The sequence below is a fragment of the Microbulbifer rhizosphaerae genome (assembly GCF_014191725.1).
Classification (GTDB): domain Bacteria; phylum Pseudomonadota; class Gammaproteobacteria; order Pseudomonadales; family Cellvibrionaceae; genus Microbulbifer; species Microbulbifer rhizosphaerae.
This window is the reverse complement of record NZ_JACHWZ010000003.1, coordinates 1-19832: the sequence shown is the minus strand read 5'-3', so window position 1 is coordinate 19832 and position 19832 is coordinate 1. Positions and strand designations below refer to the sequence as shown.

General features: G+C 59.6%; 14 protein-coding genes. 11 read left to right on the top strand and 3 right to left on the bottom strand.

The window, feature by feature from the left end; all coding sequences use genetic code 11:
* The first annotated feature begins 110 nt into the window (after nt 1–110).
* Nucleotides 111–3824 (top strand): methionine synthase, encoded by a 3714-nt coding sequence (metH, locus tag FHS09_RS03625; protein ID WP_183456808.1) that lies wholly within the window; start codon nt 111–113, stop codon nt 3822–3824.
* Between the two features lie 2 nt (nt 3825–3826).
* Nucleotides 3827–4039 carry a DUF2970 domain-containing protein gene (locus FHS09_RS03620; protein WP_183456806.1) on the top strand — a complete coding sequence of 71 codons (213 nt, stop codon included), beginning with the start codon at nt 3827–3829 and terminating at the stop codon, nt 4037–4039.
* A 47-nt stretch (nt 4040–4086) separates the two neighbouring features.
* Here the strand turns inward: FHS09_RS03620 and FHS09_RS03615 are convergent, their stop codons facing one another.
* Genes FHS09_RS03615 through FHS09_RS03605 form a run of 3 tightly spaced genes read right to left on the bottom strand, consistent with a single transcriptional unit; the run spans nt 4087 to nt 8404 of the window.
* The gene (locus tag FHS09_RS03615; protein WP_183456804.1) at nt 4087–5244 is read right to left on the bottom strand and encodes a lipocalin-like domain-containing protein; all 1158 of its coding nucleotides are present in this window, start codon (nt 5242–5244) and stop codon (nt 4087–4089) included.
* Complete coding sequence (locus FHS09_RS03610) at nt 5241–7742, bottom strand: ABC transporter permease (protein ID WP_221191784.1); 2502 nt, start codon at nt 7740–7742, stop codon at nt 5241–5243. The genes FHS09_RS03615 and FHS09_RS03610 overlap by 4 nt, the downstream gene beginning before the upstream one ends.
* Nucleotides 7739–8404, bottom strand: a complete 666-nt coding sequence (locus tag FHS09_RS03605; RefSeq protein ID WP_183456802.1) for an ABC transporter ATP-binding protein — start codon at nt 8402–8404, stop codon at nt 7739–7741. Before FHS09_RS03605 ends, FHS09_RS03610 begins: the two co-directional genes overlap by 4 nt.
* Before the next feature lie 521 nt (nt 8405–8925).
* On the opposite strand from FHS09_RS03605, the gene FHS09_RS03600 reads away from it, so the two are divergent.
* The 9 genes from FHS09_RS03600 (at nt 8926) to FHS09_RS03560 (ending at nt 19586) form a co-directional block, all read left to right on the top strand.
* Entirely contained in the window at nt 8926–10587 is a 1662-nt protein-coding gene (locus tag FHS09_RS03600; protein ID WP_183456800.1) for a nitrite/sulfite reductase, read from the top strand.
* Complete coding sequence (locus FHS09_RS03595; RefSeq protein ID WP_183456798.1) at nt 10571–11134, top strand: DUF934 domain-containing protein; 564 nt, start codon at nt 10571–10573, stop codon at nt 11132–11134. Before FHS09_RS03600 ends, FHS09_RS03595 begins: the two co-directional genes overlap by 17 nt.
* Before the next feature lie 183 nt (nt 11135–11317).
* Nucleotides 11318–12637, top strand: a complete 1320-nt coding sequence (locus FHS09_RS03590; protein ID WP_183456796.1) for an ATP-grasp domain-containing protein — start codon at nt 11318–11320, stop codon at nt 12635–12637.
* Nucleotides 12638–12640: 3 nt separating this feature from the next.
* Nucleotides 12641–14665: a CocE/NonD family hydrolase gene (locus FHS09_RS03585; RefSeq protein ID WP_183456794.1), complete on the top strand. Its 2025-nt coding sequence runs from the start codon at nt 12641–12643 to the stop codon at nt 14663–14665.
* A gap of 117 nt (nt 14666–14782) precedes the next feature.
* Complete coding sequence (gene asnS, locus FHS09_RS03580; protein ID WP_183456792.1) at nt 14783–16183, top strand: asparagine--tRNA ligase; 1401 nt, start codon at nt 14783–14785, stop codon at nt 16181–16183.
* 893 nt (nt 16184–17076) lie between these two features.
* Entirely contained in the window at nt 17077–17400 is a 324-nt protein-coding gene (locus tag FHS09_RS03575; RefSeq protein ID WP_221191783.1) for a hypothetical protein, read from the top strand.
* A gap of 115 nt (nt 17401–17515) precedes the next feature.
* On the top strand, nt 17516–18286 hold the full coding sequence (locus FHS09_RS03570; RefSeq protein WP_183456790.1) for a DUF2971 domain-containing protein: 771 nt from the start codon (nt 17516–17518) through the stop codon (nt 18284–18286).
* 360 nt (nt 18287–18646) lie between these two features.
* Entirely contained in the window at nt 18647–19114 is a 468-nt protein-coding gene (locus FHS09_RS03565) for a hypothetical protein (RefSeq protein ID WP_183456788.1), read from the top strand.
* Between the two features lie 28 nt (nt 19115–19142).
* Nucleotides 19143–19586, top strand: a complete 444-nt coding sequence (locus FHS09_RS03560) for a hypothetical protein (protein WP_221191782.1) — start codon at nt 19143–19145, stop codon at nt 19584–19586.
* Nucleotides 19587–19832 lie beyond the last annotated feature (246 nt).

The following is a 19832-nucleotide window of genomic DNA, read 5'->3' as shown; positions in this document are numbered from 1 at the left end:
CTGTGCCCGTTTGCGGAACTGGCGGCAGGCGCTCCCGAGCTCCGCGTTCCGGGGGCTGCGCCCCAATATGTTAAGATTGCCGCCCCCGTAACCCCGCGAAGGAAGTTTCAATGCCCCAGCAGTCCCGCCGCCACCGCTTCGACCAGCTTCACGCCGCGCTGGCAGAGCACATCCTGATCCTGGATGGCGCCATGGGTACCATGATTCAGCGGGAGAAGCTGGCGGAAGAGGACTACCGCGGCAGCCGCTTCGCCGACCATCACAGCGACCTCAAGGGCAACAATGACCTGCTGGTCCTGACCCAGCCGGAGCTGATCGAGAAGCTGCACCGGGACTATCTCGAGGCCGGTGCCGATATTATCGAGACCAACACCTTCAACGCCACCCGCCTGTCCCAGTCGGACTACGATCTGGAGGATATTGTCCCGGAGCTGAACCGGGCTGCCGCCCAGGTCGCGCGCCGCGCCGCCGACGCCCTGTCCACACCGGACAAGCCGCGCTTCGTGGCCGGCGTCATAGGCCCGACTTCACGAACCGCCAGTATCTCCCCGGACGTGAACGACCCCGGCGCGCGCAATGTCACCTTCGACGAGCTGGTGAACAACTATGTCGAGGCGGCACGCAACCTGGTCGAAGGCGGCTCGGACATCATCCTGATCGAGACTATTTTCGATACCCTGAATGCCAAAGCGGCCATCTACGCCCTGCACCTGCTGTTCGAGGAGTTGGGTTTTGAGCTGCCGATCATGATCTCCGGCACCATCACCGACGCCTCCGGGCGCACCCTGTCCGGGCAGACCACCGAGGCCTTCTACTACTCCATCGCGCACGCGAAGCCGCTCAGCGTCGGCCTCAACTGTGCCCTGGGCGCCACCGAGCTGCGCCCCTATGTGGAAGCGCTGTCCGGCGTCTGTGCCGAGAACGTTTCCGCGCACCCGAACGCGGGCCTGCCGAACGAATTCGGCGAGTACGACGAGACCCCGGAGGAAACCGCCGGTATCGTCGCCGAATTCGCGCGCAGCGGCTTTCTGAATATTCTCGGCGGCTGTTGCGGCACCACGCCGGAGCATATCCGCGCAATTGCCGATGCGGTGGCCGATATTCCGCCGCGTGTACTGCCGAAGATCAAACCGGCCCTGCGCCTGTCCGGCCTGGAGCCCTTCGTCGCCGATGAAAACGCCCTGTTCGTGAATGTGGGCGAGCGCTGCAACGTCACCGGCTCCGCCCGCTTCAAGCGCCTGATCCTGGACGAGGACTACGACACCGCGCTGCAGGTGGCCGCCGCCCAAGTGGAAGACGGCGCGCAGGTGATCGACTTCAATATGGACGAGGCGATGCTCGACTCCGTCGCCGCCATGCGCCGCTTCCTCAATCTTGCGGCCACCGAACCGGATATCGCCAAAGCGCCCTTTATGGTGGACTCCTCCAAGTGGGAGGTGATCGAGGCGGGGCTGCAGTGCATCCAGGGCAAGCCCATCGTCAACTCCATCAGCCTCAAGGAAGGCGAAGAGGATTTTGTCAAGAAAGCCCGCCAGTGCCTGCGCTATGGCGCCGCGGTGGTGGTAATGGCCTTCGACGAAAGCGGCCAGGCGGATACCTTCAAGCGCAAGACGGAAATCTGCAAACGCAGCTACGACATTCTCGTCGACAAGGTCGGCTTCGCGCCCACGGATATTGTGTTCGACCCGAATATTTTCGCCGTGGCCACCGGTATCGAAGAGCACAACAACTACGCGGTGGACTTTATCGAAGCCACCCAGTGGATCCGCGAGAACCTCCCCGGAGCGAGCGTTTCCGGCGGCGTGTCCAATGTGTCCTTTTCCTTCCGCGGCAACAACCCGGTGCGCGAGGCGATCCACTCGGTATTCCTGTTCCACGCCATCAAGGCCGGTTTGAATATGGGTATCGTCAACGCCGGCCAGTTGGCGGTGTACGACGACCTGCCGCAAGAACTGCGGGAAAAAGTCGAGGATGTAATCCTCAACCGCAGCCCGGAAGCCACAGAGGCGCTGCTGGATATTGCGGAAAAGTATCGCGGCGACGGCGCGGCACAGGCGCGCAAAGAGGATCTGAGCTGGCGCGAACTGCCGGTGAACAAGCGCCTGGAACACGCGCTGGTCAAGGGTATCAACAACTATATCCTGGAAGATACCGAGGCCGCCCGCGCCGCCGCTACCCGCCCGCTGGATGTGATCGAAGGTCCGCTGATGGACGGCATGAACGTGGTGGGCGACCTGTTCGGCGAGGGCAAGATGTTCCTGCCCCAGGTGGTGAAATCCGCGCGGGTAATGAAACAGGCGGTGGCCTACCTGCAGCCCTATATCGAGGCTGAGAAGACCGCGGACAGCAAACCCAACGGCCGCATCCTGATGGCCACGGTCAAGGGCGACGTGCACGATATCGGCAAGAATATCGTCGGGGTGGTACTGGCCTGTAACAACTACGAAGTAATCGACCTGGGTGTAATGGTGCCCTGCGAAACCATTTTGCAGACCGCAAAGGAAAAGCGGTGCGATATCATCGGCCTGTCCGGCCTGATCACGCCGTCGCTGGACGAAATGGTGCACGTGGCAGCGGAGATGGAGCGCCAGGGTTTCGATATCCCGCTGCTGATCGGCGGCGCCACCACCTCCAAGGCGCACACCGCGGTAAAAATCGATCCCCAGTTCAAGCGCAACCAGACGGTGTATGTGGCCGATGCCTCCCGCGCGGTGGGCGTGGCCAGCAGCCTGATCTCCGACGAATTGCGTCCGCAATTCGTCAATGGTATCCGCGAGGAGTACGAAAAGGTCCGGCACCGCACCGCAAATCGCAAGCGCAACGATACTCGTCTCAGCTACGAGGAGGCGCTGGCGGCGGCGCCGCAGTTCGATTGGGGCAGCTACACACCGGCAATTCCGCGAAAACCCGGAGTAACCGTTATTGACAATTTCCCGTTAGAGAAATTGGTCGACACCATCGACTGGACGCCTTTCTTTATCTCTTGGGACCTGGCCGGCAAATACCCGGCGATCCTCAACGACGAAGTGGTGGGCGAAGCGGCCACGGATCTTTTCAAGAGCGCCCAGTCGATGCTGCGGGAAATTATCGACAAGAAACTGCTGCGTGCCCGCGCGGTGTTCGGCCTCTGGCCGGCCAACAGCGACGGCGACGACATCATCGTCTACAAGGATGAAAGCCGCACTGAAGAACTGGCCCGCCTGCACCAGATGCGCCAGCAGGTGCAGAAGCGCGGCGGCGATGGCCTTTGCCGCTCGCTGGCCGACTTTGTCGCCCCGGTGGACTCTTTTAGGGCTGACGGCTCTGGTGTGGGGGACTATGTCGGCGGCTTCGCGGTCACCACCGGCATCGGCGCCGACGAATTGGCTGCAAAATACGAAGCGGCCCACGACGACTACAGTGCGATTATGGTCAAGGCGCTGGCGGACCGGCTGGCGGAATCCCTCGCCGAGTATCTGCACAAACAGGTGCGCAGGGAATACTGGGGCTACGCGCCGGACGAGCATCTGAGCAACGAGGAACTGATCAAGGAAGCCTACACTGGCATCCGCCCCGCTCCCGGCTATCCCGCCTGTCCGGATCACTCGGAAAAGAGCACCCTGTTCCGCCTGCTGGACGCCGAGGAAAATGCCGGGGTTCGCCTGACCGAGCACTTCGCCATGCTCCCCGCCGCCTCGGTAAGCGGCTGGTACTTTGCCCACCCGCAAGCCAAGTACTTCAACGTGGGCAAGATAGGCCGCGACCAACTCAAGAGCCTGGCCGAGCGCAAGGATATGCCGGAAAATGAGCTGGAGCGCTGGCTGCGCCCCAATCTGGAGGACTGAGCATGAGCGAAGACAAGAAACCCAACCCCTCTTTTGGCCAGGTGATACTCAGCACCCTGGCCGCCGCCATCGGCGTGCAGAGCAGTAAGAATCGGGAACGGGATTTCAAGGTTGGCAGTATCAAGACCTATATTGCCGCGGGGGTTATCTTTACGGCCCTCTTTGTGTTGGCCTTGGTGCTGGTGGTGAAAACCGTGCTGGGTAATATGGGCTGAGCCCTTTGCCGGAACCACGCCTCGATCGCGGCCATGGCGCATCCAGCTCAATAGCCGGTCATTTCCAGGTAACCGACCCCCGAACGGCTGCCCTCCACCACCACGTCGCCTTCCCAATAGGGGAAAGCGGTATTCATCCAGCGATCCGCACGGCGTGCACTCACGGTCACGTCCAGATCCCTGGACGGAAGGCGCAGTCGCCACTGGGTGGGCACTTGGCGCCCGGCCACCGGACTGTATGTCATAGGCTTTAACCGCAGGTCGTCGCCGGCAAGGGAGGTCCGCCGCCCATCCGCATCGATCCAGCTTCCCGAGACAAAGTCACCACCTTCCTCGCCACCGCCACGCAGGCGAAAGGCCATCAGCTTGGCACCGCCCTCCAGATGCAGCGAGAACCAGTCCCAACCCCGTTGCCCACTGCCCAGCAACTGGCTACTCCACTCGCGATCCAGCCAGGCTCGGCCGCTGACTTCGCGTGTCTCTCCGTCGATCTCGACCTGCCCCTCGACCCGGTAAAACGGTTGGCTGTAGTAGTAGGAACCCTGACCATCGGCAGACTTGCGGCTGAAGCCCCCTTCCCCATGCAGCACCAACGGGCCTTCGGCATTGAGGTCAAGGCGGTAGCCGAATTCATACCCTTCGTCGCTGCCTTGTGCCGTCACTTGCAGCCGGTCCAGGGTGTCACCGGCGGGGGCGGTCGACCGGCTTTCCATGCGCCAATGATCCAGCCAGGCCGCGAATGGTTCGAGTTTGACGCCGGCCTGGCCACGACTATCGGGCAGCGTCATGCCACGGGCGAAGCGCTCGGCGACGAAATGCGCATCCGGTGTCGACAGCGCGGCGTGGGCCATCCATAACTGGCGGCTGGCCCAGGGGGAGTCGCTGCGCCCATCGTCATCATCGGGAGGGGACAACGCCTGGCGGAACAGCGTCCACTGGATACCCAGGGGCGTGCCGTCGGGGTCTTCGAGATTGGCGGTCAGGTACCACCATTCGATGCGGTAATCGGGGTGGGCGCCATGGTCTCGGGGAAAGCGCAAGGCAGCTCCCGGACGTGCCTGGGCGTAGCCCTCCGCCTGCTCGCCCAACCCCGCAAAATCTTCCGGTGGCGGCTCGGTATCCCGCTGCTGCAATGCCAGTACCGCGAGCAGCGCCACCAGCGCCAGCCAGGGGAGAAAACGTTTTGCATGTCCGCCTGGGCTCATAGGGCTTCGAACTCCGTCAGCAGAATGCGCGGCGACGTGCGCCACAGCCGCCAGGCCGGCAGCACGGCGGCGAGAAGAGCCACGCCTAACGCCAGTGCCAGGGTGGCGGCGATCTGTGCGGGGAAGACATACAGGGGCAGGCGCCAGCCGAAGGCCGCGACGTTGATCACCGCAACCAGGCACCAGGACAGTGCCAGGCCCACAGGCACGGCGAGCAGACCAGTAACCAGGGCCGCGCTGCCGAGCTGGACAACGCCCGCTCCGGCCAGCGGCCCGCGCGCGACCCCCAGCGCCCACAGGGGAGCGAGCTGGCCACGACGCTGGCTGCTCTGTGCCAGTAGGCTCGACAGCAGAGCCAACCCCGCAACCCCGAGTGTCAGGGTGTTCAGGGCCCGGGTGATGGCGAATGTGCGCTCGAAGATGTCGGTCGAACGGCGCCGGATCTCGCGCTGGTCGATCAGGCTGCCGCCGCCGATACCCAGGGCCTGGATAAGGTCGCGGCGCAGCGTCTCGATGGCTCCTGGTGGCAGTTCCCGCTCGAGCACGATAGCGATCGAATCGGGCGAGGTTTGAAAACGTGCACTGAGGTCAGTCGTGGTCAGCATCACCTCGCCGCGTGGATTGCCGTAATCGGGATAGACCGCGGCGATCGGCAGTTCAAGCGGCCCGGAGGGACTCGACAGGCGCAGCCGTTGTCCCGGTGCCAGGCCGGTGGCCAGGGCGAGCTGCTCGTTGATCATCGCCGCGCCCCGGGCAAAGGCTCGCCATGCCGACGCTGCGTTCTCCTGGCTGGCGAGCAGGGGCCAGCTTTCGGTCAACGTTGGATGAGGCGTGACGCCGTATACGCTCGCCGGCCGGGGCTGGTACTGCGAACCCTCTTTGGCGAGCAGCGTGGCCTCGGCACTTGCACGGGGCAGCAGGGTGTCGATTTCGTCGCGCGATTCCAGCCAATCAACGGCCGCCTGGTACTGTGCGGGCGGCAGGCGCAGGTAGAGATCGGCAACCAGGCGCTGGTCCAGCCATTCGAGGAACGTCAGGCGAAAACCGCCGACCATGCTGCCCACACCCAAATTGGCCGACAGGGCCAGCAGCAGCGCCATCATTGCCACCGACAGCCGTGGCAGTTGCAATTGCAGGTCGGCCAGCGCCCATTGGGCCAGCGGATGCCGGCGAAGCAGGTGGCCGGCACCGACCAGCAGCATGGCCAGCAGCGGTGGCAGCCACAGTGCACTGCCGAGCAGCCCCGCCGCGATCATCACGAAGCCCGGGGTCAGCCCCTCAGCCGGCGGCTGGCGATCGAGCCATACCAGCAGGCCCAGGGCGACCAGCCACAGCAGGCCGCCGGCGAGCGTCATGCTGCGCAGCTGGCGCAGGAACTGGGCGCGCCAGGCCTGGGCGTGCCCCAGGCCCAGCACATCGAGCCGGGCCGCCCGCCACAACGTGCCGAGTCCGGCGGTCAGGAGCCCGCCCAAGGTAACCGCCAATCCCCCCAGCCAGTAGTGCCACGGCAGCGCCAGCTCGATGCCCACGCGCTCGCCATAGAGGGCCTGCAGACTGGCGGCGACATCGGGTAGTAGCCACCGGGCCAGCCACGCGCCACTCAGGATACCCAGCGCGGCGCCCAATAGCCCCAGCAGCAGCAATTCGCTCAGCAACAGGCCGACCAGCGCCCGGCCCGATACCCCAAGGGCGCGCAGGGTGCGCATCAACCCCAGACGTTGCTCAAGAGTGAGGCTGAGCGCGGTGTGCACAATCAACAGCCCCACCACCAGGGCCAGCAGGCCCATGGCGGTCAGGTTGAGGTGGAAACTGTCGGTCAACTGGCCTGGCGCCATCGGGGTCGCGGCGGCGCTGCGCACCAGCGAGTCGGGCAGTTCGACACGAGCATCCGGCGCCACCAACAGATGGCTCAGGCCGTCGCGTTCGAGCAGTTCGAGGGCGACGGCGATGTCCATTACCGCGAGGCCGGGCGGCAGTTCAGGTGCCAGTTCCAGTGGCGGCAGCGCGCGACCATCGGCCAAGGACGGAAGCGCATCGTCTTCCGCCGTCAGCGATGCCAGCGTATCGGGCGCCAGGCGGGTACGGTAGGGAGGCTGCAGGAAGTCGCGCAGCGACCCGGTACCGCCGGCAGTCCGGAAGCCACTGATTTCCGGCAGGGTCAGGGGATCGACGCCCAATACTTCCACGCGCCTGCCTCCGGCGAGTTCGATCTCCCCTTCCACCATTGGCGACACCGGGGCGCCCGCGAGGCGCAGCGACAGGTAATCATCCAAGGTGAGCGGACGGCCATCGCGGCGTTCGATCCGGTCCAGGCCGGTGCTGAACAGGGCTTCAGCTCGCGCGTAGCTGTCGCGGGCCGAGGCATTGATCGCCTGCACGCCACTCCACAACGCGCTGGCTACCCACAGTCCTACTATTAGCATGGCGAGTTGACCGGGATGGCGGCGATAGTGCGAGAACAGGGTGAGAAAGGCGGTTCGCGGTGATGCGGCATTCACAGCGAGGCTTCCGCGATTCGGCCGTGTCTGAGACGCAGACAGCGATCGAGGGGTGCCGCCACCCGCGGGCTGTGGGTGACCATCAGCAGCGCGCAGCCTCTGTCCCTGACCAGTGCCAGCAACAGCGCCAGTACCTCATCGGCGCTGTTTTCGTCGAGGTTGCCGGTGGGTTCGTCGGCGAGCAGTAGTGCCGGGCGCGCTGCCAGGGCGCGGCCGATCGCCAGGCGCTGCTGCTGGCCGCCGGAGAGCTGTTCCGGATAGCGCCCGGCCATTCCGGCAAGGCCCAGGCGCTCGAGCAGTTCCCGACTCCAGGCGGCATCCTCACGCCCGGCCAGCCGAGCCTGCAGACGCAGATTGTCGGCTGCGGTCAGGCTCGGCACCAGGTGGTACTGCTGGAACACCAGGCCGAGCCGCTCGCGGCGCAGTCGAGCCCGTGCGGGCTCGTCGAGTGCCGACAGCGGCTGGTCATCGAGGCGCACTTCGCCGTCGTCGGGGGTGTCGAGCCCCGCCGCCAGGTGCAGCAGGGTCGACTTGCCACTGCCCGACTCGCCCATCAAGGCCAGGCTCTCGCCGGCGGCCAGGCGCAGGTCGACGCCCTGGAGTACTGGCAAGAGACCTTGTGGTGTGGGGTAGGACTTTCTGATGCGGCGAAGTTCAAGCATGACGTTCCCTGACAGCTATCCAGCCCGGTCATGTTCCTACAAAAAAGGCGCCGCCGATTCACGGCGATTGCGAAGGGGGTTTAATCGGAGAGTTCCGCCCGGCACCGCTCAGCTCCGGGCACAGGGAAGGGATGGATTTACTGGGAAGCCACCCAGAAAATACAGGTTGCGACAAAGATAGCCACCAGCGCCACCGCCGCTATGGCATCGACAAAGTCATCGCTTTCACTGGATACAACTACTTCTTCACTCATCGAAATACTCCGATACCAATTATTGTTCTTGACTGTAGTTGGACCGCTTCAGAACGGTCGCTTCAAGTAGAGCAAATCCCCGCCGGCAGCGCAAGCGAGCCAATCCCGGCAATTGGAAAGCACTTATAACTATTAGTTACTAAGCTAGCGAAAAAAATTGTTACTTTTCGCATAAGCCCGCTGGTATGTTATGCGCCGCGGGAGATGCCTGTGGGCGTGCTCCTGTCCGGGCTACAAAGCGCTAAAAGGCAATGGAATCAAGTTCTTATGTATCGATACGACGAGCGGGACCACACCATTATCCAGGAGCGGGTGGCACAGTTTCGCAGCCAGACGGAACGCTACCTGGCCGGTGAACTGAGCGAGGAGCAGTTTCTGCCCCTGCGCCTGCAGAACGGCCTCTACATCCAACGGCTGGCTCCCATGCTGCGTATCGCAGTACCCTACGGCCTGCTGAACAGCGCGCAGCTGCGCCGGCTGGCGCGCATCAGCCGCGACTTCGACAAGGGCTACGCCCACTTCACCACCCGCCAGAACCTGCAGTTCAACTGGCCGCAACTGGAGGATATCCCGGATATCCTTGCCGAACTGGCGGAAGTGGAGATGCACGCAGTACAGACCAGCGGCAACTGCATCCGCAACACCACCTCGGACCCCTTCGCCGGAGTGGCCCGGGACGAGATCGCCGACCCGCGCCCCTACTGCGAGCTGATCCGCCAGTGGTCCACCTTCCACCCGGAATTCGCCTTCCTGCCGCGCAAGTTCAAAATCGCGGTCAGCGGCAGCGAGGCCGACCGCGCGGCGATCCGCGTGCACGATATCGGTGTGCAGATCGTCAGGCGCGGCGACGAGATCGGCTTCCAGGTTCTGGTCGGCGGCGGCCAGGGCCGCACACCGGTGATCGCCGAGCAGATTCGCGACTTCCTGCCGGAAGAGGACCTCCTCTCCTACCTGGAAGCCATAGTGCGCGTCTACAACCAACTGGGCCGGCGCGACAACAAGTACAAGGCGCGCATCAAGATCCTGGTGAAGGCCCTCGGCGCCGAGGAGTTCGGCCGCCGCGTGGAGCGGGAATGGGAGCAGATCAAGGACGGCGCCGACAAGCTCACCGATGACGCGCTGGCCTGGGCCAAGTCCTTTTTCACCGCACCGGAGTACAAAACCTTCGACGGCGCTGTAAGCGACGCTGCCCTGCAGGCCCAGGCGGATGATGACAAGGCCTTCTCCCGCTGGCTGGAACGCAACAGCTTCCCGCACCGGGTGCCCGGCTACCGCGCCATCACCCTGTCCACCAAGCCCACCGGCGTGCCCCCCGGCGATGTCACCGACCGCCAGTTGGAGGCCATCGCCGACCTGGCGGATGAATACAGCTTCGGCGAGGTGCGTGTCACCCACGAGCAAAACGTGGTACTGGCAGACGTCCCCCAGGATCGATTGCTTGAACTCTGGCAGGCGGCGCGCAAACACGGCTTCGCCACACCCAATATCGGCACCCTCACCGATATGATCTGCTGCCCCGGCGGCGATTACTGCTCCCTGGCCAATGCCAAGTCCATCCCCGTGGCCGAGGCCATCCAGCGCAGGTTCGACGACCTGGACTACCTCTACGACCTGGGCGACCTGGACCTGAATATCTCCGGCTGCATGAACGCCTGCGGCCACCACCATGTGGGCCATATCGGCATTCTCGGCGTGGACAAGAAGGGCGAGGAGTTCTACCAGGTGCAACTGGGCGGCAGCTCCTCTGAAAACGCCAGCCTGGCCAAGGTACTCGGCCCCAGCTTCTCCCGCGCGGAGGTGACGGAGGTAATCGGCAAGATCCTGGATATCTACCTGGAACAGCGCCGCCCGGAAGAACCCTTTATCGACACGTACAACCGCATCGGCGTGCAACCGTTCAAGGAAAAAGTCTATGCCAAAGCCAGCTAGTTCAGGCAAAGCGGGTCCCCAGCCCGCCAACCCGGAGCAACTGATTCTCGACGGCCGGATAGTGGCCAATGAATGGCGCCTGCTGCCGCAGACCGACGAGGAGACGGAAATAACAGCGGAATCCCTCGCCCCGGGCAAGGTGATTCTGCCCTACTCTCTCTGGCAGCCCCTGCGCAGCGCCCTGGCCCCGCGCAAAGCCGAGATCGGCGTCTGGCTGGACAGCGACGAGACTGCGGACCTGATCGGCAAGAATGCCGGGAAACTGCCGCTGATCGCGGTGCACTTCCCCGCCTTTGCCGATGGGCGCGGCTTCACCACCGCGCGCCTGCTGCGAGAGCGCTATGGCTATCAAGGGGAACTGAGAGCGGTAGGCGCCTTTATGCGCGACCAGCTCACCTATCTGCGCCGCTGCGGTTTCAACGCATTTGCCTATGAAGGCGAGCAGCCGCTCTCCGGGCTGCTGGAGTCTCTGAACGACTTCAGCGAGAGCTACCAGGCCGCCGTAGACCAACCCCAGTCACTCTTCCGCCGCCGCGGCCTCGTTTAAAGCTGCGACTGCTTTCCCGTCACCCCGGCACTGACCGGCGCTCTGATCGCCGGACCCGGCCCGCACCGGGGTGACGAGTTCAGAATATCCCCCGCTCCCCCTGTGGACATTCTCCACACTGCTAAACTGCTGGTAAATCATTGTTGACCGCAGCAGGCGGCTCGCGCACAGCTGGATCAGTGTATGCCCACGCACTTCTTTGTCCTCGGGCTGGACCCGTTACGCCTGCCCTACCTCGAAAGTATCCACCACCCCGAGGAGTATCGATTCCACCCCCTCCTCCAGCTCGAAGAAGTGGTACTGGCGGAAAATTACCCCTACGACGCGTTGTTGCAGAAAGCGGAGCGTCAACTTCGCGAATTCCCCGAGCCCATTGCCGGCATCCTCGGCCACTGGGACTATCCCACCAGTGCCCTGCAGCCCCACCTGAGTGAAAAACTCGGGCTGCGCTCCGCTTCCCTGCAGGCGGTACTCAAATGCGAGCACAAGTACTGGAGCCGCCTGGAACAGCGCGAGATCCTACCCGACTGGACACCGGACTTCTGCGCCATCGACCCATTCGCCCAGGACCCCCTGGATCAGGTGACCATCGACTATCCGCTCTGGCTCAAGCCCATTAAGGCCCACTCCTCATACCTTGGCTTTCGCGTCGACAACGAGCGGGCCTTCTGCAGCGCAATTGAAATGATCCGTAAAGAAATTCACCGCTTCGGCGATCCTTTCAATCAGACCCTCGCCCATATATCGGTGCCGCCAGAGGTGGCTCCGATCAACGGTAACTGGTGCATTGCCGAGGAAATCATCACCGGCAAGCAATGTGGTATCGAAGGCTCGATGCTGGATGGGGAATACCGTATACACGGCATAGTCGACACGGTAAAAGACAGCAAAAACCAGAGCTTTACCCGCTACGAATATCCCTCGGTCTGGCCCAGGCAGGTGCAGCATAAAATCCGTGCCGCCGGTGAAAAATTGCTGCGCCACCTGGGCTTCGACAACTCGGCATTTGGAATCGAGTTTTTCTGGGACGAACAGAAAAATACGTTCAAGATCCTCGAGGTCAACACCCGTATTTCCCAATCCCACAGTGACCAGTTTATCAAGGTGCACGGTGTATCCAATCACCAGGTTGCAGTAGACCTGGCACTGGGCCACACACCAGACCTCAGCAACTGCCGCGGAAAGTACCGCTCCGCCGCGAAATTTATGTTGCGACGCTACGACGACACATTGGTACAGCGCGTTCCCAATGAGGCGGAAATCCGGGAGATCGAATCGACGGTGGCCGACAGCAAGATAGAGATCACCGTCGAGCAGGGCCAGCACCTCTCGGAAATAATCAATCCGGACAGCTACAGCTACGAAATCGCCAATATTTTCCTGGGTGCCGAGAACCAGCGCGAGTTGCTCAAAACCTATCGCCAGCTCGCCGGCAAGCTGCATTTCGAGTTCTCCGACGGCAAGGAGCCGGAGGCGTTCCAGTTCAATCATGTCCGGTACTAGAAAATGAAAGTGGTGGAGGAATTCCCACACGCGGTGGAAATGCGCGAACATGTGGAAATTCCCATGCCCGACGGCTGCCGCCTGGCCGCGCGGATCTGGCTGCCGAAAACAGCCATGCAACAGCCGGTGCCCGCGATCCTGGAATATATTCCCTATCGCAAGCGGGATATGACCCGGCTGCGGGACTCTATCATGCACCCCTACCTGGCGGGGCACGGCTACGCCTGTGTGCGCGTGGACCTGCGCGGCAGCGGCGAGTCTGGCGGCATACTCAAGGACCAGTACCGGCAGCGGGAACTGGACGACGGCGTGGCGGTTATCCGCTGGCTGGCGGAGCAGCCTTGGTGCAACGGCAATGTGGGGATGATGGGTATCTCCTGGGGCGGCTTCAATGCCCTGCAGATCGCCACACTGGCACCGCCGCAACTCAAGGCAGTGGTATCCGCCTGCTCCACCGACGACCTCTACCTGGACAACATGCACTATATGGGCGGCTGTCTGCTGACGGATAACCTGTCCGAAGCCACCACCATGTTCTCGGTGAACACCTGCCCGCCGGACCCGGCGCTGGTGGGCGAGCGCTGGCGCGATATGTGGTTCCAGCGCCTGCGCCACAGCGGCCTTTGGTTGGATATCTGGCTGCGCCATCAACACCGCGATGGCTACTGGGAACACGGCTCGGTGAGCCAGCACTATGGTGCCATCCGCTGTCCGGTGATGCTGGTTGGGGGCTGGAGCGACGGCTATACCAACGCGATCTTCCGCCTGCTGGAACATCTCAAAGTACCGCGCCAGGGACTAATCGGCCCCTGGGGCCATAAGTACCCCCACCAGGGGGCGCCGGGCCCGGCGATCGGCTTCCTGCAGGAAACCCTGCGTTGGTGGGACCACTGGCTGAAAGGCATGGACACCGGGATCATGGACGAGCCCATGCTGCGCGCCTGGATGCAGGACAGCGTGCCTCCCACCACCCGATATCTTGAGCGGCCCGGCCGCTGGGTGGGGGAAAGACGCTGGCCGGCACCGGACATCCGCGAAGTCAGCTACCCACTGGATTCAGGCCGCATACTGGTGGGCAATGAACCGCCCCGCTCCCGGGAGGAAATGGTAGAGATCCAGTCACCACTGAGCGTCGGGCTGTTCGCCGGCAAGTGGTGCTCCTATACCGCCGCGCCGGACCTGCCCCACGACCAGCGCGAGGAAGACGGCGGTGCCCTGGTTCTAGAAAGCGCACCGCTGGATAGAGAGGTGGAGATCCTCGGAGCCCCCTCTGTCCAACTGGAGCTCACCTGCAACCAGCCGGTAGCCATGGTGGCCGCGCGGCTATCCGACGTAGCGCCGGACGGTAAAGCGACCCGGGTAACCTATGGCCTGTTCAACCTGACCCACCGCAACGGGCACGCCGAGCCGGAACCACTGACACCGGGGAAGCGCTACCGAATCTGGGTTTCAATGAACTATATCGGCCAGAACTTCCCCGCCGGCCACCGGCTGCGCCTGAGCCTCTCCACCTCCTACTGGGCCCTGGCCTGGCCGCCCCCCAAACCGGTGCGGCTCAGTATCTTCCCCGCCGGCAGCCGACTGATACTGCCGGAGCGCGATCCCCGCCCGGAGGATGAGGATATCCAATTTGAACCGCCGGAGGGCGCCAAACCGATAGATATCCAGTTCATAGAACCCCCAAACCACAACTGGCTGGTGCACCGGGACCTGGCCCTGGATGAATCGGTGCTGGAAGTGATCAAGGACGACGGCCTGAGGTATATCGAGGAGATCGATATGGAAGTCGCCAACCGTATCTGGAACTGGTACAGCTATCGCGATGACGACTTCATGTCTTTGAAAGGTGAAACCCGCACCGAGCGCATCTTCCGGCGCGGCAACTGGTCCGTGCGCACCACCACCCGCACCCTGCTCACCGCGGATACAAACAACTTCTACATCCACGCCGAATTGGACGCCTGGGAAGGCGACAGCCGGGTCTTTGCCGAGAACTGGCACCGGCAAATCCCGCGGGACCACCTCTGACCGCCCCGCCCCCGGGGCTGGATTTCCCTCCGCCAAAACGTCAATATGCGCCGGTAATTCACTGAGTAGGCGGGACCCGCTCCCCCACCCAATCGAATAATAGATAAGAGCACACCCATGCAAGTTGAGTCTGTAAATAACCTATTAAAGTCCAGCGACCGCGAGGGCAGCAGCACCCGGGTGCAGGGCTGGATCAGAACCCGCCGCGACTCCAAAGCCGGCCTGTCCTTCCTGGCCGTGCACGACGGCAGCTGCTTCGATCCCATCCAGGTGGTGGTCGAATCCCATATCGCCAACTACCAGTCGGAGGTGCTGCGCCTGACCACCGGCTGCGCGGTGGATATCGAGGGCACCATCAAGCCCTCCGAAGGCAAGGGCCAATCCATCGAAATCCTGGCGACCTCAGTACAAGTGGTCGGCTGGGTGGAAGATCCGGATACCTACCCCATGTCCCCCAAGCGCCACACCATGGAGCACCTGCGCGAACACGCCCACCTGCGCCCGCGCACCAACGTCAGCGGCGCCGTGGCGCGGGTGCGCAACTGCATCGCCCAGGCGATCCACCGCTTTCTCCACGAGCGCGGCTTCAACTACGTACACACCCCGATCATCACCGCCTCCGACTGCGAGGGCGCCGGCGAACTGTTCCGGGTGAGCGCCCTGGACCAGACCAATCTGCCGCTGACCGACAAGGGCGAGGTGGATTACTCCCAGGACTTCTTCGGCGAGGAGAGCTTCCTCACCGTTTCCGGCCAGCTCAACCTGGAGAGCTACTGCCTGGCGCTGTCCAAGGTCTACACCTTCGGCCCCACCTTCCGTGCAGAAAATTCCAACACCACCCGTCACCTGGCGGAGTTCTGGATGGTGGAACCGGAAGTCGCCTTCGCCGACCTGGCGGATATCGCCAGCCTCTCCGAAGCGATGCTGAAATACGTATTCAAGGCAGTACTGGAAGAGCGCGCCGACGATATGGCCTTCTTCGCCCAGCGTATCGACAAGGAGACCATCTCGCGACTGGAAAATATTATCGGGAATGACTTCGCGCGCATCGATTACTCCGAGGCCATCGAAATCCTGGAAAAGTGCGGCGAGAAATTCGAATTTCCGGTTGCCTGGGGCGTCGACCTGGCCTCGGAACACGAACGCTACCTGGCCGAGAAGCATTTCAGGAAACCGGTGATCGTGCTCAACTACCCCAAGGATATCAAGGCCTTCTATATGCGCATGAACGACGACGGCAAAACCGTCGCCGCCATGGACGTACTGGCCCCCGGTATCGGTGAGATTATCGGCGGCTCCCAGCGGGAAGAGCGCCTGGAAAAACTCGACGCGCGCATGGACGAAATGGGTATTCCCATGGAACACCTGGACTGGTACCGAGACCTGCGCCGCTACGGCACAGTCCCCCACGCCGGCTTCGGCCTGGGCTTCGACCGCATCGTTTCCTACGTCACCGGAATGGGCAATATCCGCGACGTTATTCCATTTCCGCGCACACCGAAAAATATCGCCTTTTGATATCGAGCCCCGCAATGCGGGGCTTTTACCTTAAGGAGTCCTCCCCTGGGAACACCGAGCCCCAGCTCGGCTTGCGGGCCGCAGGCCCGCCATCCCCGCTCATCAAGCTACCCTTCTAGCACCCGATCCGAGGCAATCGACAGCACATGTCATTCGTGAGAGTGCCTCATTTGCTGTTTTTATATACAGAATTTACCGGCATCATCACACGTCAAGCAGAATTCAGCAGCAGCTTCATCTATCTCCGAAAAATACCCGCTAACTCATTGACTTTTAAGGGATTCTCAATATGATCAAAAGCACCTTTAATGAAAAGATAGAAAGCCAAGCTGCACTATCTATCTGTAGAAAATGGCGCCAACTTAGTCGAACTCATTGATTTTTAAGAATTTTTCCCTGTAGAGATATCCGAGAGGTCTGCAGATAGAGAGTTGGAGGTCTGCAGATAGAGAGTTGGTAGATATATTGCGGTGTCTTTTGAATTAACTGTTATGCACATCAGAATGACCGTGCCTTGAAGGATTTGCGATTACCGTATTTCGGCTGATTTTCGCATTACAACGTGTGCAAATGGGGGGTGGGAATAGACCCTTTGACGTACACTAACTCGCACCAAGCAAAGGAGTTGAGATATGGCCGTAAAACACACACCCACCGGAGAAGTCCACAGCGGATCTAAGGGCGGCACTACTGGGTGCGGCACTAATACAAATGCTAATCCGGGTCATTGGGTAAACTCATCAGAGCGCATTACGTGCGCCAAAAACGGATGTAAAAACTAGCAGCAATGCATAACAAACGCAGCCACACGGACCCAGCAAGCACTGGCCTTGAAAAACAGGCCAGTATACGCTTGCTGGGCCGGTGCTGCGGGCGTTAACTGCTAAAACCAAATGAGTACTTGGGAACCGATAAAAAAGAGCCACTTAGAAGGCATCATAGAAGTCTCAGAATATGAGATGGGCCCGGAGGCTAGGCTTGTTTGGGAGAAGATCAAACTGCCTGAAGTGCAAAAATGGCTCCAGTCGCCAATGGGCGATGAGGGTGGTGGATTCTGGGTAGTCGCCATTTACGGCAACAAGTGTTTGTATTACAACGATATTGAAGATGGCTTTAATGAAAGCTCTTTTAAAGAATGGGGTACAATCGAAGAGTATTGGTGTAATCAAACAGAGTTGCACCACTTTATAGCATCAACCTTCGTGTCTCGCAGTTAACCAGGCAATGCAGCCGACGTCTTATTTTGTGCACTTTTTACACGGTCGCTGCGCTCCTATTTTCGTGCAAAAAGCACACAAGGCAAGCCGCGTTTGATTGCGGCGTTAACCAAAAATGCTATATAAATATCGATCTTTTAATGATTATAAATTTGAGCAGGTTTTCGAAGAAGGTTTGCTCTATTTTGCAAAGCCAGCAGAATTTAATGATCCGTTTGAATCAAAACCAAAAATCACTGGCATTGAGACGTTAGAACAACGCAAAGTTTATGCTCGGGATTATATTGCTAGGCAATACCCAGGGATAGGTTTCAAAAAAAGAAAGGAGTTGGAGAAACAAATAGTCATTAGTATGGCCGATGAAAGATCCGTTCGTGAGAGACTTCATGACACTTTCAATAATTACGGTATTCTTTGCTTGAGCAAGAAGTGGGATAAAATTCTCATGTGGTCTCACTACTCAATGAAACATTCTGGAATTTGTATCGGCTTTGATTTTAATTGTGAGCTAGACGATGACTACGGTAGTCTACATGAAGTTAGATATAAATCAGAATACCCGGAGGTTCATCCAGGGATATTTGGCTCAGATGATGAAAAAGATCTAAATGAACTATTCGAAGTGACAATGCAAAGAAAATCGAACGTATGGAGTTATGAAGAAGAGGTCCGTTTCATAAAGCTTAGGTATGAAGGTGGCTCTGGAACTTACCCATTTAAAAAAGAAAAAATTAAAGAAATTATCTTGGGTGCATGTATCTCAAAAGAAAATGAGGAAAAGATTTTACGACTCAAACAAAGTTATGCGCCAAATGCACAGATATTTAGGGCAACTTTGTCGCAAAGTTCATACTGCTTGGAGCGGGTGCTAGTCTCCGATGGTTAACAAAGCAATGCAGCTGACGCCTTACTTTGTTCACTTTTTGCACGGTCGCTGCGCTCACATTTTCTTGCCAAAAGCACACAAAGTAATCCGCGGCTGATTAGCTGTCACAGGAGAGTACAGCGAAGTCCTGTTTGATTGGTTAGTCGTTACAAAAAACCGTGAACAAACAATCGAGTTATCGAACAAAGTACAGGGCTTATAATCGGGTAGCCAAGGGTTTCTAACTCTCAGCCCCCACAACACCCTGCATGCGGGTCCGCACAGGGCGTTTCACTGAGAATGGTGAAGCCTGATCCATCCGTCTCGCAGTTCGTACAGCCCTTGAGATTTTAAATAGGCATTGGATAGGTTAGGGGTCTTATGAGAATCGTGCTCGCGTTTTTATCTGCAGCAGGTTTACCCGCTCTTTTGATGCTCTTGTGGTATCTCTATGGCCAATATCAGGCTTTTGAGCCCGACGATCCCTATATATGGATCCGCACAAAAAATTTTGCAATACTGTGCTTTTTTGTTTCCGCAGCTTTTGTACTTTTGCTCGGTTTACCAGCTTATTTTGTTCTTCGCTGGTTTAATCTGGTTCGTTGGTGGTCAACCTTAGGCGCGGGATTTATTTTGGCTGCTGTTCCGATGGCAATATTTACTTGGCCGCTGAAGTACCCGGAACTAAAAACAAGTGCATCCGTAAACGGTGTGCTAACAATGATTGATGGCGCCCCCACAATGGCAGGTTGGTTTCAGTTCGCCCAAGGGGTATCGTTTCTTGGGACATGCGGCCTAGTTGGTGCTTTAGCGTTTTGGCTGGCAGCCCCCAACAAGTGGACGCAGTAAACTGCGCTCCAGCTAAAAACGTTAACCTTTGAAAATGAAAAACTGGTCATTTGTCGCTATGGAGCATTACGGGTTAATACTTAACCGTACCTACTTGATTAGCATTAAAGAAGGGAAAATAGAAGGCAAAATTTGCCGAGGATTGACTGCAGCACATGTAACTTTTGGTGATCCACTCACTAAGTATGCAACTGGGATTTTAGCTGTATCAGGGGACCTAGAAAACTCAAGATCATACATAGAGAAGAAGAAGTTAAAACAAACTAGCTCAGCAAATTTCTCTATTCCTTTGTCAGAAATTAAATCCGTTGAATTTAATCCAAATAGAAAATTGGGGATGGGTGACTATCCCCATGATGGCAGGGTGTTTATAGAGGTTTTTCGAAAGAAACGAGAATTTATTATTCTTGGAAATCAAAATGGCAAGGTAATCGCTGACCGCTTAAGATCGGCGTCAGCGCTAGAAGGCTAACCAAGCGCTGCACAGGCGTTATAACTATTTAGACCCTGGCACTATTAAATGAAAAATAATGAAGTGAATTTTATGCCGAAATGGTGTGATAAGAAGGACGTTCTTCGAAGCTGGGTGGTTCTGCATAGTTCGATCACTCGCACCCTAAATCTAGGGTCCTCAGCGGAATCTGTGGGTCTAAATCCCGCTCAATAGGGGCTCCGCCCCTAGCCGCGGGCGGCTTACCCCGCCCTCGCCGGGAGGCAA